13 protein-coding genes and 1 pseudogene are annotated in these 13,627 nt (G+C 66.7%); 9 read left to right on the plus strand and 5 right to left on the minus strand.

The window, feature by feature from the left end; genetic code table 11:
* Positions 1 to 398: 398 nt before the first annotated feature.
* The 4 genes and pseudogenes from BP68_RS07150 to BP68_RS07165 form a co-directional block, all read right to left on the minus strand.
* Positions 399 to 2,189: a DNA cytosine methyltransferase gene (locus BP68_RS07150; RefSeq protein ID WP_496370094.1), complete on the minus strand. Its 1,791-nt coding sequence runs from the start codon at positions 2,187 to 2,189 to the stop codon at positions 399 to 401.
* On the minus strand, positions 2,186 to 2,827 hold the full coding sequence (locus BP68_RS07155; RefSeq protein WP_496370096.1) for a 3'-5' exonuclease: 642 nt from the start codon (positions 2,825 to 2,827) through the stop codon (positions 2,186 to 2,188). The genes BP68_RS07150 and BP68_RS07155 overlap by 4 nt, the downstream gene beginning before the upstream one ends.
* A 174-nt stretch (positions 2,828 to 3,001) precedes the next feature.
* Positions 3,002 to 4,696, minus strand: coding sequence for a hypothetical protein (locus BP68_RS07160; protein ID WP_496370098.1), 1,695 nt, complete (start codon positions 4,694 to 4,696; stop codon positions 3,002 to 3,004).
* A gap of 586 nt (positions 4,697 to 5,282) precedes the next feature.
* Positions 5,283 to 5,808: pseudogene (locus BP68_RS07165) on the minus strand (RecT family recombinase); the annotation flags it as partial.
* Between BP68_RS07165 and BP68_RS07170 the strand changes: the two are divergent.
* The 9 genes from BP68_RS07170 to BP68_RS07210 are packed head-to-tail and all read left to right on the plus strand — an operon-like array spanning position 5,707 to position 13,411.
* On the plus strand, positions 5,707 to 6,420 hold the full coding sequence (locus BP68_RS07170) for a hypothetical protein (protein ID WP_496370405.1): 714 nt from the start codon (positions 5,707 to 5,709) through the stop codon (positions 6,418 to 6,420). The pseudogene BP68_RS07165 and the gene BP68_RS07170 sit on opposite strands and share 102 nt — an antisense overlap.
* 2 nt (positions 6,421 to 6,422) lie before the next feature.
* A complete protein-coding gene (locus BP68_RS07175) occupies positions 6,423 to 6,941 on the plus strand; it encodes a hypothetical protein (RefSeq protein WP_496370100.1) in 519 nt (172 codons plus the stop codon).
* Positions 6,938 to 7,090 carry a hypothetical protein gene (locus BP68_RS07180; protein ID WP_496370102.1) on the plus strand — a complete coding sequence of 51 codons (153 nt, stop codon included), beginning with the start codon at positions 6,938 to 6,940 and terminating at the stop codon, positions 7,088 to 7,090. Before BP68_RS07175 ends, BP68_RS07180 begins: the two co-directional genes overlap by 4 nt.
* Positions 7,087 to 7,626, plus strand: a complete 540-nt coding sequence (locus BP68_RS07185) for a hypothetical protein (RefSeq protein WP_496370104.1) — start codon at positions 7,087 to 7,089, stop codon at positions 7,624 to 7,626. Before BP68_RS07180 ends, BP68_RS07185 begins: the two co-directional genes overlap by 4 nt.
* Positions 7,623 to 7,880: a hypothetical protein gene (locus BP68_RS07190; protein WP_496370106.1), complete on the plus strand. Its 258-nt coding sequence runs from the start codon at positions 7,623 to 7,625 to the stop codon at positions 7,878 to 7,880. Before BP68_RS07185 ends, BP68_RS07190 begins: the two co-directional genes overlap by 4 nt.
* A gap of 30 nt (positions 7,881 to 7,910) precedes the next feature.
* Positions 7,911 to 8,411 carry a hypothetical protein gene (locus BP68_RS07195; RefSeq protein ID WP_496370108.1) on the plus strand — a complete coding sequence of 167 codons (501 nt, stop codon included), beginning with the start codon at positions 7,911 to 7,913 and terminating at the stop codon, positions 8,409 to 8,411.
* A complete protein-coding gene (locus BP68_RS07200) occupies positions 8,408 to 8,866 on the plus strand; it encodes a hypothetical protein (RefSeq protein ID WP_496370110.1) in 459 nt (152 codons plus the stop codon). The genes BP68_RS07195 and BP68_RS07200 overlap by 4 nt, the downstream gene beginning before the upstream one ends.
* A complete protein-coding gene (locus BP68_RS07205) occupies positions 8,863 to 10,860 on the plus strand; it encodes a hypothetical protein (protein WP_496370112.1) in 1,998 nt (665 codons plus the stop codon). Before BP68_RS07200 ends, BP68_RS07205 begins: the two co-directional genes overlap by 4 nt.
* Entirely contained in the window at positions 10,841 to 13,411 is a 2,571-nt protein-coding gene (locus tag BP68_RS07210) for an LPD38 domain-containing protein (protein WP_496370114.1), read from the plus strand. Before BP68_RS07205 ends, BP68_RS07210 begins: the two co-directional genes overlap by 20 nt.
* On the opposite strand, the gene BP68_RS07215 is transcribed toward BP68_RS07210, so the two are convergent.
* On the minus strand, positions 13,401 to 13,571 hold the full coding sequence (locus BP68_RS07215) for a hypothetical protein (protein ID WP_496370116.1): 171 nt from the start codon (positions 13,569 to 13,571) through the stop codon (positions 13,401 to 13,403). The genes BP68_RS07210 and BP68_RS07215 overlap by 11 nt on opposite strands.
* Positions 13,572 to 13,627: the final 56 nt, after the last annotated feature.

Raw genomic sequence — 13,627 nt, forward strand, 5'->3', positions numbered from 1 at the left:
TAGTGAAAAAAGCCCGCCCGGAGACTCAACGCAATCCGGCAGTTTGTTCAAATTCTTTTTCCGCAACGTCCCTGCTGCGGTGGCCGAAGGAAGACTTCCGGCGGAGTTCAAAAGCCTTGATGAAGTGGCGAAGTGGGTGCGCAGCCATGGAGAAGAGGGTGAGCCGGCGCTTCGCTTGTGGCTGACTCGGCCCGAAGCTGACGACATGTCTCGGCGATTTGCCAATGTGTGGTTAGCAAAGGAGGAAGCTCGCCGCGTTGACGAGCGAGCAGAGAAGGGCCTGACGGCCGCCAGGGACGCTGCGGATGCAGCCCGCTTATCAGCCAAGTGGACGATGATCGCAGCGCTGGCAGCTGCTGGAGGAACAATTGCAACCGGCGCCGGTACGATTTGGAGCATCATGTCCCCGCCCCCTGCACCGCAAGTGCTACTGCTACCTGCCGAACCCAGATCGGCTGAGACGAAAGCAGGAATGTCTCTCCTGACCAGGCCAGAAGCAGCGTCGTCCCCATCACCTCTGCAATCGCCGTCGCAGCCGCTGCAGGAACAGCGTTCCCGATCCGCTCTCGCCACGCCTGATCGCTCAAGCCGTCCAGCTCCAGCAGGTCCTCAGGGTCCACCAGCGACTGCAGCGCCGCGAGTTCCAGGGTCGTGAAGGGACGGTGCCATGTACCGTCCTCGGCGGTGATGCGGCACACCAGCTTGTCACTTGCCGAAGGCATGCGCGGATCCGCAACGCTCCAGCGGCCGTTGTCGTGCCCGGCCGCCGCGCTCACGGCGCCCGAAGGGCCAGTCCATGGCACCACGCCGTAGTGGCCGGCTGTGAGATAGCTGTCGCCCTGGCCGCGCTGAATGCCGCTGCGGGGATCGGCCACGGCGAAGGCGCCGTTGGCGTTGCCACCGATCACGGTGCGCGCTGTCTCGTCCCAGCCGGTGATCGGGTACTTGCCGTGCAGCAGGTCTGGGTCAGGCCCGCCGCGCGGATCGGCAACGCCTTGGCCACCAGCGCTGGGTCCGGTGCCGCCGGTGACGGTGCCCGCGGTCTGGTCCATGCGCACGATGCGGAAGCAGTTGTTGTGCTTCACCGGCGTGCGAGGGTCGGCCACGCTGTAGGCACCCTGGCCAGGGCCTTGCTGGCCGGCCACCGTGCCCGTGCTGGCATCCCAGCGGCGCACGCCGTAGGCTTGGCCATCGGACCACAGGGCCGACTGCTCGAATCGTGGATCTGCCACGGCGAAATTGCCGCAGCTGGGCCGGCCCTTGCCGGTCACGGTGGAGCTGGGCCGCGTCCAGCTCTGCACGCCCAGCATGCCGCCATGCATCTCGGGCACGATCAGGTAGTCGCGCAGTTGCCCATCCTCGACCGCCAGGCGGTTGAGCGAGCGCCAGTCGCTCCCTGCCTCGACGAACGCCAGGCGAACCCAGGTTTTCCACTGCAGTGCGGGGACGCGGTGCATGGGCCCGCCGCGCACGTCACCGGGCATCAGCATGCGGCCCAGTACGTCGCCCACGGCACGCAGCGGGCGGCTGTGAGGTTCGTAGAGGAAGGGCGGAACCTTCTCAATGTGGCGGCCCACGAGCAGGAAGCGCTTGCGGCTCTGGGCCAGGCCGCCGAGCTCGCCGCAGTCGTGCGTGGTTTCGGCCACGGCGTAGCCATAGGCGCGCAGCAGGTCGACGATCTGGTCCAGCAGGTGCCGGCCGCGCGTCGCGATACGGGGCACGTTCTCGAAAATCACCAGCTCCGGCGGCTCATCGCGCCAGGCTTCCAACATCAGCCAGACGCCGCGCAGCGTGAGGCGGTTCAAGGCCTGGTACTTGTCGGTCTTGCTCTTGCCCTCGGACAGCAGGCCGGAGAAGCCCTTGCAGGGCGCCGACAGGAACACGATATGCGGCCGTTCGCCGCCGGCGGCACGGTGGATGTCGGCGGTGCCGGCCTCGCGCCAGTCTGCCGGGGGCTCTGCGCCGTGGAAATCACGGTATTGGTCGCGGTCGAAAAGGTCCAGCACAGTGCCGGGCACGCCGGCCAGGCGGCCGAAGTCGCGAATGCTGGCGGCGTCCACGTCAATGCCACCGATGCAGCGGAACTGCGCGACCATGTTGCCGACGCGCGGCCGGGCCTGGTTGAATCCCTTGGCGCCGCCCCCGAGGCCGCAAAAGAGGTGGAAGTGGCGAACTTCTGCTGTGCTCATGCCGCCCCCATTGCCGACTGGGCGGGTGTGCCCTTGATAGCGAAGTACACCTCCATGCACCCCTGCACGTCCGCCATAGCGCTGTGCGCGTTCTGCAGCTCCTTGCCGGTGAAGTGCTTGTAGGCCTCGCCCAGGTTGGCGCTCTTGTGGTGGAAGCGCTTGGCTGCCTTCATCTTCTCGGTGGGTGGAAGTTTCAGGATCGGGGTGGAGAGCAGCTGCGTGCACTCGGCGCGGCTGGCCTTCCAGTCGTCAGAGGGCGGGATGGCCAGGTTCGTGTCGCGCGGATCGACGTGGCGCTTCAAGGCGATGCGCAGAATGCGGGCATCGAAGCTCTCGTTGTGCGCGATGCGCGTGCGGCCGCCCCACAAGCTCATGAACATGTCCACGGCCTGGGCCTCGGGGACGCCCACGTCCCAGGCGTGTTCGGTGGTGATGCCGTGGATGGCTGCGACCTGGTCGGGAATGGTCCAGCCGTCGGGGCGCACGATCACGTCCATGCTGGCGATGGTCTGGCGCGTGTCCAGGTCAACCAGGCAAGCGGCGAGCTGCACGATGTGCGGCTGAGCGGGATGCTCGGAGGGCTCGCTGAAAAGTGGCAGGCCAGACGTCTCCGAATCGTAGAAGAGGGCGATGTTCATAGGTGCTTTCTGTGAATGGGTGGACTACTTGCGGAGCGCGCGGGCTACCTTCACTTCTCGTGATTGAGCGCAATCTCGATACCGGCCAGGCCGGGGTGTTGTCACTGCTTCCGGGCTGGGAACTAGCCAGCCAGATCCAGTCATGCGCGCGCTCCGCTTTCGTCCGAAACGGTTTCAGGCTGTGGCCTTGGCCTGCACACCCTCGATGTGGCGCACCAGGGCGGCCAGCATGTGAGGGAACTGGGTCTCGTGATAGACGCCGTGGGCGCCGACCTTGGCGGCGGGCTCGAAGCCCAGCGAGCGCAGGAAGTCGGCAGACAGCTGGAAGCCCAGGCGCTCGGCGATGACGCCCAGCTTCAGGGTTGCGGGCGTGGCTGGCGAAGGTGCGGCGCGCTGCGGAGCCAGTGCAGGCGCAGCTGCAGCGGTGCGCTGAGCGGTGTTGATGGCCTGGGCAGCGTCGATCTGCGACACGGCCACCGCGCGGCGCTCTGCGGCGAGGGCGCCCAGGTCGGCCGCCACGGGCTCGCCGATCTGGCCCTCCCGGGCGGCCTGTGCGATGGCCTCTTGGGCTGCATGCTCTTCGGCGATCAGCCTCTCGCGCGCTTCGCGGTCGGCCCGCTCTTGCTCTTCACGGCGGATGCGCTCGCGCTCGGCTTCGAGGCGCTGCGCTTCTGCCTGCTTGTGGTTGCCGATGCGCAGCGCGGCCAGGGCCTGGAAGTCTTCGGCGGCCTTGGTGCCTACGGTGGCGAAGTCCGGGAACAGCGTCAACCAGCTTCCGTCTTCGTGCTCCAGGTGATCGCGGTTCTCCTTCAGGCGTGCGGCCAGGGCATCCGCTGCTGTGATCTGGCGGGCCAGCTCGGCATTCACCTTGTCGGCCATGCTGTCCAGCGACTTCAAGCCCTTGATGACCGGCGCGAACACGCCGGACTGGCGTGGGATGTAGTTCGCGCCCATGGCATCGTTCAGCCCGTTGATGTGCTCGTCCAGCTTCTGCTGGGCGTCAGTGACGATCTGCTGGCGGCGCGCATCCTTCTCGCTCTTGACCAGCTTTTCCAGCTTGAGGCGCACTTGGCGGGCCTGCTCGTGGATGTCGTCAATGGTACGGAACAGGCGCTCGATGCTCTCGGTCTGCGACAGTGCATGCTGCTTGGCCGCGTGCAGGCTGCTCTCGACGTTGCCGCACCACTTGATGGTCTTCTCGGCATCGGCAAAGTCCTGGTCCGTCACCAGTTTGGTATTGATGCTGCCGATGGTGCGCAAGGCCACGGCCTTGAAGGACTCCAGATTGGACGCCGTGACCATGCCCTGCACGTCGATGCGCAGCGCAGGCAGCAGGTCGGGGGCCTGGCCGACAACCTCGGGCGCGGACTCGGCGGCCGGGTCATAGGCTGCCACGTCCTGTTCGATCAGCTCCCAGGCCGCCACGATCTCGGCGCGCAGCTGCAGATTGGGGTAGTACCAGCAGTGGCGCTCTTCGATCAGATTGCCCTGGGCATCCCACTCGCTGGCCATGAACAGGACTTTCTCGATGGTGGGGCACACCATGCACTGTTGCTCCATCTGCACTTGGTAGCACAAGGGAAGGTCAGCGCCCGTGCAGTCTTCGTGCATGGCTTCGCGCAGCGCGGCATTCAGGCGTTTGTGCTCGAAGCCCTTTTCCTCCAGCATCGTGAGGCCGTCATAGCTGGCGCTGTACTTGCCGTTCTTGCCCACCACCGGGAAGAGTTCTTCGCCCACGATGCCTTCGGCCATGGGGCGCGCATAGGCCTCGAATACGTGGCCCTTGTCCAGGATGCGCTCCTGCACGTAGTCGGAGAAGTCGCGCTCGATGCCCGATGCGAGCTGACGGATCAGCTCGGTGCGGGTCATGTTCGGGCTGCAGGACAATGCGGCCGGCGCGTCAGAGGCATTCCGATGAGAGGCGCGGTGTGCCTTCCACTCGGGAGTGCCCTGTTTCAGGTTGACGACTTGGAAGGTGGTCATGCTTGTTCCTTCAGTTCTGCCGCGCGGGCATCAAAGGCTTGATCCAGTTGCGCGCGAGCGGCGGGGGCGGTGATGGCATCGCCTAGGGCCGCCACTTCGCAGAGGCTGTCCATGGTCATTGCGGCCTTCATGTCGGCCATGAGCTTCTCCACGCTGACCGCTGGTGCGTCCTTGGCGGCCACGTCCTGCGCGCTGGCTTGCTGTGCGGCCTTCACGGCATCCTTGAATGCCTGCTGCTGCTCAGGGGAGAGCTGGGCCTTGGCGCAGACGAACGTGACCATTTCATCGATGCTCTTGCGACCGCTCATGACCACGTTCACCCAGCTTGGCAGGTTCTTCTCGAAGTCGGCCTTGGGGTAGTAGCTGAAGGTGTCGGTCTTCCGCTCTTCGACGTGGGACGCCGTTTCGCTGGGTGGCGGCGATCCATCGCCGGGATGCACTTCCTCGGCCGTTCCCATGAACACCTCGCCACCCAGCTCCAGTTCATCGCGGGTGTAGACGCCCAGGATCACGTCGGGGGCGTACAGGCGCGCCCAGCGCTTCTGCACCAGGTAGGCGATCTGCTGCTTGGGGTCTTCGGTCCAGAGCGTGCTGTTGCGGGTGCGGGCTTGAGTCAGCAGCAGCGTGAGCACGCGGGGCTGGGATTCGCCGCGCAGCGTTGCCCACACCTTGATGCCCAGGCCGCGCTCGTCTTCCTGCTTCCAGTCGGGGACGATGAACTTCTTTGGGTTGCCGTTGTCGTCCTTCTTGGTGCGCGACTCGACTTCCTTGAAGCGGCCGACGATCTTCTCCCACTCGCCAAACCACTCGAAGTGAAATCGGTCTTTGACGACACCGCTGCTGTTGATGACGGCGGCTACCAGTTGTGCCTCATAGCCCAGCGTTCCGTTCACGAGGTGGGTCTTCTGGGCCACGGAGAAGGGGTTCATGCCCCACTGCATGGACTGGAGGCAGACGGCGAAGCAGTCACCCACGTCAATTTCCGCAAGGAGCTGCATGGCGACGATCACGTCCAGGCCGTCGACCTGACCATGGCCGTGGATGTGCCCAACACGCTGCTGGACACCATCCAGCCGGGCCTGCGCGAGGCCCTGTACTGGAATGCCGACGCCGCGGCCGGCCAGGGCCAGATCGAAGGCGTGGAGGCCACGCTGCCCAACCTGCGCTTCCCGCGCTTGAACGGCGGCAAGTTCGCCCTGGACGACAAGAAGAACAAGCTGGCCGGCTACGAGCTCTTCATCGAGTACGGCCTGGGCGACGAGCGCAGCAACATGGTGTTCGACTGCTGCAAGCTCGTGAGGCGCGTCATCGAAACGAAGGAGGGCGGCACCGTGCATCTGTCGTGGCAGGTGCAGTACAGCGGCGACCGTCTGGATCAGGAGACCTGCGGCAAGCTGGCGCTGCTGGAGCAGGACCTGATCGCCATCCGCCTGATCCCGCCTGTCGTGCCCGTGAACGAACCGGAGGGCGAGGAGCCGATGGAGAACCCGTTCCCGGTGGATGCGGACGAAGGGCCCGCGCCCACGGCCGAGGATCTGTTCATCGGCGGCGCTTCCGGGCCGTCGGACGAAGAAGCGGAAGCGGCAGCGCTGGAATCGGACGCGCGTTGATCATGCTGTTCGTTGGAATCGACCCCGGATTGACTGGCGCGTGCGCGGTCGTGGGCCCGCAGGGCCTGCGCGGTGTCTTCGACTTGCCCACCATGCCGATTCCGGGCGTGGGCCCGAAGGCCATGGTGCAGCGCAAGATCGACGGCCGCGCGCTGCTGGACCTGCTGCTCAAGACCTGCCCGGCGGGCGAGGCCCGGCCCACCATCGTCATTGAGGCGGTGGGGACCATGGGCGGCGCGAACAACGCCGTGCAGACGCAGGGTTCCCTGCTGCGCTCCCTGGGCGCCATCGAGACGGTGGCTGAATGCCTGAAGTGCAAGGTGGTCTACGTGGCGCCCCAGACCTGGAAGCGCACCTACGGGCTCATCGACCCGAACCTGAAGCAGACCGAGCGCAAGGCCAAGGCGCTGGAGACGGCACGGCGCTGCTTTCCGAGTTGCGCGGACATCAGCCGCGCGAAGGACCACAACCGGGCCGAATCCATTCTGATCGCGCGGTATGCGCAGATGGAGATGGCATGACCCTGATCCTGCGCCCCGTTGGCCGTGGCAACTGGCGGCCCCAGACCTTCACGGTGGATGAACGCCATGTGCCGCCCATGCTCGTGCGCGTGGGCCAGCGCTTCGAGCTGGGCGGGGTGACGTTCAGGATTGCACAGGTGTTGCCGTGACCAAGGCTAGCCCGATCCTCATCACCAAGCGTGCCTCCCTGGCCGGCATGCCCGAGCCCCAGCGCGCCACGGTGCGTCATGTGCTGCTGGACGCCGTGGGCGGCCTGGACAGCACGCACGACAGCCGCTGGCGCCGGTTCATCAACCGCCTGCTGCGCGCCGAGCCGGGCGAGGTGTTCGAGCTGGCCAGCGTGGTCGAGCGCTCCGGCCAGTTCCATCGCCGACACATGGCGCTGGAGCAGCGCCTGTTCGACCACCAGGAGCGCTGGCTGACGCTGACGGCGATGCGCGACTGGCTGAAAACGGGTGCTGGCTGGGTGGATTGGCTGCCCGGCCCGCGCGGCGGCATCGTGGCCGTGCCCCGATCCACCAGCTACGAGAGCTGCAGCGATGACGAGATGCGCGAGGTGCATGAGGCCATGGTGGCGTTCCTGCACACCGCGCATGCGCAGCGCCTGCTGTGGCCGCACCTGGACGCGCGCGGGCGTGCCGCGATGCTGGAAAGCGTGCTGGCCTCCCCTCAGGAGGACGCGTGAACAACCGCCTCACCGCCAAGGAGCGAGCCCATCTGGGGAGAGTCAAGGCGCTTCCCTGCAGCGTGTGCGACGCACCAGCTCCCAGCGAGGCGCACCACATCAAGCAGGGTCGCCAGTACACCGCTGTGGCTCTGTGCGAGAGCTGCCACCGCGGCGCGCTGATGGGCCTTCACGGCCAGCGCCGTATGTGGGCAATCAAAAAGATGGATGAACTGGATGCGCTATCCGTGACGGTTGCACGGCTTATGCAGTAAGCGCTGGTAGCTATTAAATCAGGAGTAAGAATGGAAGTCTCCCTTGAAGCCATACGCGCCCACTGCGACGAGGTGGGTGACTGCTGGGAATGGCGTGGCGCCTTGGACGGCACCGCACCCGTGATGCGCCCGGCTGGCAGCCGCAAGCTGGTGCCGGTGCGCCGTGTGGTGCTCCAGCTGAGCGGCAAGACTGTCGAGGGGCGCCTGGCCTGCGCGAAATGTCTCAACGACCGCTGCGTCGCGCCTGCGCACGCCGTGGGCCTGTCGCGCCAGCAGCTGCAGCAGCGCACCGCCAAGGTGACGCAGTACGGCCGATCGCTGGCGCGCAGCGCCAAGCTATCCCAGGCGCGCCGCCAGCGCTCCCATCTGTCGGAGGAGACGGTGGCCAAGATGCGCGCCAGTGGCCTTTCCACGCGGGCGGCCGCTGCGGCATTCGGTTGCGGGCAGAGCGCGGCGGCCGACATCATGGCGGGCCGGTCATGGCGGGACTATTCCAGCCCGTTCGCAGGGCTGCTGGGGGGCGCGCGATGAAGACTCGCACCTTTTCCCTGCAGCACCGTCCGCACGCGCTGCCCAAGTTCTGGCGCCCCAAGATCTCCGCGAGCCAGGTGCTGGACGCCCGCATCGTGCACAACGACCTGGTGAACCGCCTGGCCACGGGCACGGCCTCCGTGGGGGACCTCTGGGACTGGATGGAGACCGGCTTCACCTACACCCAGATGATGCGCATGCTGGCCGAGGACGGCGAGCAGTTCACCGACGAGGCCATGGCCGCGCTGGCGCTGCAGCTGGAGACCTACGAGCCAATCTGCGCGCGGCTGCGGCGCACCGGCAGGGTAGGGCTCAGCGGCCCCGAGCTGCAGATCGCCAAGAACGCTGCCGAGGTGATGGACGGGCTGATCGGCATGGATCGCCACGGGATCGCCGAGCGCGCCGCGCGCTGGTCCATGGATCAGATGGCCCGCATCCAGAGGGCAACTCGATGACGTGCCCGAACTGCACGGCGGCGCAGACCGATCCGCACTGGCCCGGATACGCGCCGGAGCCTGCCGAGGTGACCACTTCGCCAGGAGCAGCTGACCCGGACGCCGCGCGAACTGGCCCCACTGCAGTCGGTGTTGAGGCGTTACAGGCGGAAACCGCGCCAGGTGCGCAGGCGCCGCGCGACGGCATCGACTTCACCCGCGAATTTGATGATGGAGGCCTGACCCTCGAGGACCCGGCCGAGGTCGCGCGAGCCCGTGCCGCCACCATCGACTACGAGCCGACTGCGGCCACGCCCCAATGGGATACCGCCGCAGGGGCTGCACCCGCGCGCCAGCCGGGCCTGGACATGCTGGTGCCCGAGATCGACACCAGCGCGCTGGAACTGGACACGCGCACGCCGTCGCAGCGCATGGGCATTGATCCGGCCGCCGGCCCGCTGTCGCGCGTTGCTGCTCAGGCCGTGGATGTTGCGCCAGCCAATGGAGTGGATGCGCAGCAGGTCGCGGCGCTTACCCCAAAAGCGCAGGTTGCTATTAATTCAGAAGCAAGCATTCCCCAATCCTTCCCCAATGGAGTAGCCAATGGCCCTCAAGCCGATCAAGCCCAGCAAGCAGCGGCGCAACCAGCGCAAGGACGAGCAGCGCCGGCAGGACAGCCAGCAGGGCAGGGGCTGACCGATGGCGGCACCTCGATTGCGCACCTTGGAGCGCAAGCAGCGCCAGCGACAACGCAGACGGGACAAGCGCAAGCAGCTACGGAAACGGTAGCGGAGCGGCCCGATAACTGGCGCACGAGCATGTTGCGCGCCGGACCTGTGGCCAAGGGCATGGGCATTGATCCCAAGGGCAAGCGCCTGGCGCAGGTGGTGGCCGAGGTGGATGCAGCGGACGCGCAGCGTGCGGGCGTGGTGCAGGACGGGGCCGACCTGTCCGCAGGCCAGATCGACCGCGAGTGGAGCGCCTTCGCGCCGGAAACCGGCACCCTGGGCGTGCCGCGCGCCGAGATGCCGCAGATCCGGGCCGAGCACCGCGGCGCGTTGGTGAACTTCCTCAAGGCACGTGGCATCGGCAGCCGCGCCGCCGAGGTGCCGGCCAATGACCTCAAGCCGACGCAGGCGGAGTTCTCGCCGTCCAAAGTGGCGAAGGCCCGCGTGTTCCAGGGGGGCGATCGCTCCATCCTGGTGTCGTCGGACGGCTACGTGGTGGACGGCCATCACCAGTGGCTGGCCAAGCGCGCCAATGGCGAGGCGGTGAGGGTGATTCGGCTGCAGGCCCCCATTCGCGAGGTTCTCGCTCAAGTGGGTGAATTCCCAAGCATCAGTACAGCGGCCGGCGCGTCCCCAGGAGAACCGAATGCAATTGCACGAGATCTACGGCTGGCAGATGAGCGCGCATCGGGCGCTGGCGTTGCTGCGCCGAACGGGGCAAGCCCAGCGGCTGGAGGTGCGACACCTGCTGTCGTTGCTGGACAGCGGCAGGGAGGTGGTACCGCCCAGCCTCGCACCGCTGTGCGAGAAGGTGTACCTGCTGCAGGTGGCGCCGGCCAACAGACTGCCGGCGTAGCGGCGCAGGGCCGCGAGGTATCGCGTGAGGTCGGCAGGTACAAGGAGGGCTTGAGCGAGTTCCGCGCCAACCAGGTGCGGGCCGAGCTGGCGCGCAAGAACCCGGGCGTGATCTACACGGTGGAGGAGGACTCCTCCCTGAAGAACGGCTTCGCCGTGGTGGGGCGGGAGCCGGCGGCCGGGCAGAAGTTGGGGATGGAGAGGTTGAAGGCGGCGCGGGGGCGCTCACCTGAGGCGCCAAAGTTCAGCCGTGGCCTGCGCAAGTCCACGGACTTCGTGCCGAACGCCGACGGCGGGCTGGACTACGGAGAAATCACGCCAGCGATGGGCAAGGAGATGCGCAGGCAGGTGGGGAAGATTCGCTTGCGCCAGGGCAATGAGGCGTGGGGGCTGACGCACATCGAGGCTCGCCATGGAGACGCGCAGCAATGAAACGACGGATCAGGCGCTGGAGCGTTCGCTGGCCGCGGTGCGCGGTGAGCCGCTGTTCAGCCGTACCGCCGCGCCAGCGACGTCCGGCTACACCCCATCCCAGCAGCAGGCCGCCGAGCGCGTCTTCGGCGCCATGGCCAAGCAGACCTGGGCCGAGCGCGCCCATTCCTTCCGGGCCAACCTGGGCACCAAGATGCGCCAAGGGCTGTTCGACCAGTTTGCGCCCATCAAGGAGGTGAGCGAGCATGCATACATGCTGGCGCGGATGTCCAAGGGGGCGGATGGCGCCGTCGAGGCTGCGCTGCTGTACGGCAAGCCCTTCCTGCGTGATGGCGTGTACGACGTGGATATCAAGGACGGCGGTTTCTCCCAGGTGCTGGCTGGCCTGAAGGGTGAGCACGATCGCTTCTTTCAGTGGGTGGCGGCCCAGCGCGCGGAGCGGCTGAAGGCGGAGGGCAAGGAGAACCTGCTGACGGACCAGGACATCACGGCGCTCAAGAGCCTGAATGCCGGGCGCATGGCGGACGGCACGGCGCGCATGCCGGCCTACGCAGCGGCGCTGCGCGAGCTCAACGCCTTCAACGAGGCGACGCTGAAGGTGGCTATGGAATCGGGCCTGATCGACCAGGCCGCCTTCGAGCTGATGAAGGAGCAGCCCTACGTGCCGTTCTACCGCCTGATGGAGGACGGCGACATGCGGGGTCCGCGTTTCAGCTCCGGCCTGGTGAACCAGCAGGCCTGGAAGAAGCTCAAGGGTGGCACGCAGCAGCTCAACGCGGACCTGCTGCAGAACACGCTGATGAACTGGAGCCACCTGTACGCGGCGGCGGCGCGCAACCGGGCGTCGCTGGAAACGATGGCCGCGGCGGACAAGATGGGCATCGCCTACCAGGTGCCGGCCGACACGAAGGGCGCCGTGAAGGTGATGCGCGATGGCGTGGCCGAGCACTGGGCCGTGGAGGACCCGCATCTGCTGGATGCCATCATGGCGATGAGCTACGCCCCCGGCGGGCTGGTGAAGGTGATGGCGCCCTTCAAGCGCCTGCTGACCTTCGGTGTGACCGTCAACCCCACTTTCAAGATTCGCAACCTGATCCGCGACAGCCTGTCGGCGGTGTCCCAGAGCGACTTGGGCTACAACCCGCTCGCCAACGTGGCAGGCGGCTGGAAGGCCACGGCGCGCGACAGCCAGACCTATGCCTCAATGCTGGCCAGCGGGGGTGTCATCAAGTTCGGAACGCAGGAGAACACCGGCCGCGTGCGCGCGCAGATCGAAAAGCTGGGCGGCCAGATGCTGGACAAGCAGGGCTTCGACAAGTTCAAGGGCCAGATGCGATCCCTGTGGGACGCTTACGAAGAGTTCGGCGACCGAACGGAGAACGTGAACCGGGCAGCGCTGTACGAGCGCCTGATCGCCAAGGGGCACAGCCACGCCGAGGCGTCGTTCATGGCGCGCGACCTCATGGACTTCAGCATGTCCGGCAAGTGGGAGACGGTGCGCTTTCTGGCGCAGACGGTGCCGTTTCTGAACGCGCGCCTGCAGGGGCTCTACAAGCTGGGCCGCGCAGCCAAAGAAGATCCGCGGCGCTTCGCCGCCATGGCCGGCGCGGTGTCGATGGCCAGCCTGGGTCTGTTGGCGGCCTACGGCGATGACGACGACTGGAAGAAGCGCGAGGACTGGGACAGGGATGCCTACTGGTGGTTCAAGGTCGGCAACACCGCATTCCGCGTCCCCAAGCCTTTCGAGCTGGGCTCCATCGGCACGCTGGCCGAGCGTACCGCCGAGCTCATGATGAGCGAGGAGATGACGGGCAAGCGTTTCGGACAGCGCATCAGCGACATGGTGTTCAACACGTTTGCCATGGACCCGACACCCCAGTTCATCAAGCCATTCATCGACGTCTACGCGAACAAGGATAGCTTCAGCGGCCGGGCCATCGAGGGCATGGCTGATGAGCGGCAGCGCCCCCAGGATCGCTACAACGAGCGCACTTCGGAGATCGCGCGGCTGTTGGGATCGTGGGGCCTGCCGGATCCTGTGCGCCTGGCCAAGGGCGAGTACACGGGGTTGAGCCCGAAGCAGATTGATTTCCTGATGCGCGGGTATTTCGGCTGGCTGGCTACGGTGACCACCACGGCGACGGACATGGCGGCCCGGCCGCTGCTTGATCGCGGCGAGCGGCCTGCGATGCGCATGCGCGACACCTTCCTGGCGGGGAATTTCGTGGAGTCTCTGCCCACCGGCAGCAGCCGCTACGTGTCGGCGATGTATGAGCAGGCGCGCGATGTGGAGCAGGCCTGGGCGTCGTACCAGGCGGCCGTGAAGTCCGGCGACATGGAGAAGGCCGGAGCCATCCAGGCGAAGGATGCCCCGAAGTTGCGCAACCGGCTTGTGGTGGCCAATGCCAAGGGCCAGCTCGCGGAGCTGGGCCAGCAGGCCAAGCGCATCGAGGCCAACAGGCTCCTGCCGGCCGAGGAGAAGCGGCGGCAGTTGGACGCGATCGAAGCGCGCAAGCACCAGATTGCCCAGCGCGTTGCGGTCACCGGGTGAGCCCGCTCCATTCGAGGAGCTGCCAGATGAACCCGACGGCGCCGACCAGGATGATGACGACCCAGTAGGTCTCGACCATCGAGCGGCGCTCTTCCTTCGTGGTCAGCTTGAAGAACAGGATGACCGCGATCACCAGCAGCCAGAAGATCAGGGTGGGCATGCCGGGATCGTAGGCGGGCGACGGCGCCGGGGCAATCCGCACACGGTGGATGCACC

Source organism: Diaphorobacter oryzae DSM 22780, assembly GCF_059568935.1.

Coding starts and splice junctions, on each gene's coding strand:
- BP68_RS07150 (WP_496370094.1), bottom strand. CDS start 2,189: ATGAGCACAGCAGAAGTTCGCCACTTCCACCTCTTTTGCGGCCTCGGG.
- BP68_RS07155 (WP_496370096.1), bottom strand. CDS start 2,827: ATGAACATCGCCCTCTTCTACGATTCGGAGACGTCTGGCCTGCCACTT.
- BP68_RS07160 (WP_496370098.1), bottom strand. CDS start 4,696: ATGACCCGCACCGAGCTGATCCGTCAGCTCGCATCGGGCATCGAGCGC.
- BP68_RS07175 (WP_496370100.1), top strand. CDS start 6,423: ATGCTGTTCGTTGGAATCGACCCCGGATTGACTGGCGCGTGCGCGGTC.
- BP68_RS07180 (WP_496370102.1), top strand. CDS start 6,938: ATGACCCTGATCCTGCGCCCCGTTGGCCGTGGCAACTGGCGGCCCCAG.
- BP68_RS07195 (WP_496370108.1), top strand. CDS start 7,911: ATGGAAGTCTCCCTTGAAGCCATACGCGCCCACTGCGACGAGGTGGGT.
- BP68_RS07200 (WP_496370110.1), top strand. CDS start 8,408: ATGAAGACTCGCACCTTTTCCCTGCAGCACCGTCCGCACGCGCTGCCC.
- BP68_RS07205 (WP_496370112.1), top strand. CDS start 8,863: ATGACGTGCCCGAACTGCACGGCGGCGCAGACCGATCCGCACTGGCCC.
- BP68_RS07210 (WP_496370114.1), top strand. CDS start 10,841: ATGGAGACGCGCAGCAATGAAACGACGGATCAGGCGCTGGAGCGTTCG.
- BP68_RS07215 (WP_496370116.1), bottom strand. CDS start 13,571: ATGCCCACCCTGATCTTCTGGCTGCTGGTGATCGCGGTCATCCTGTTC.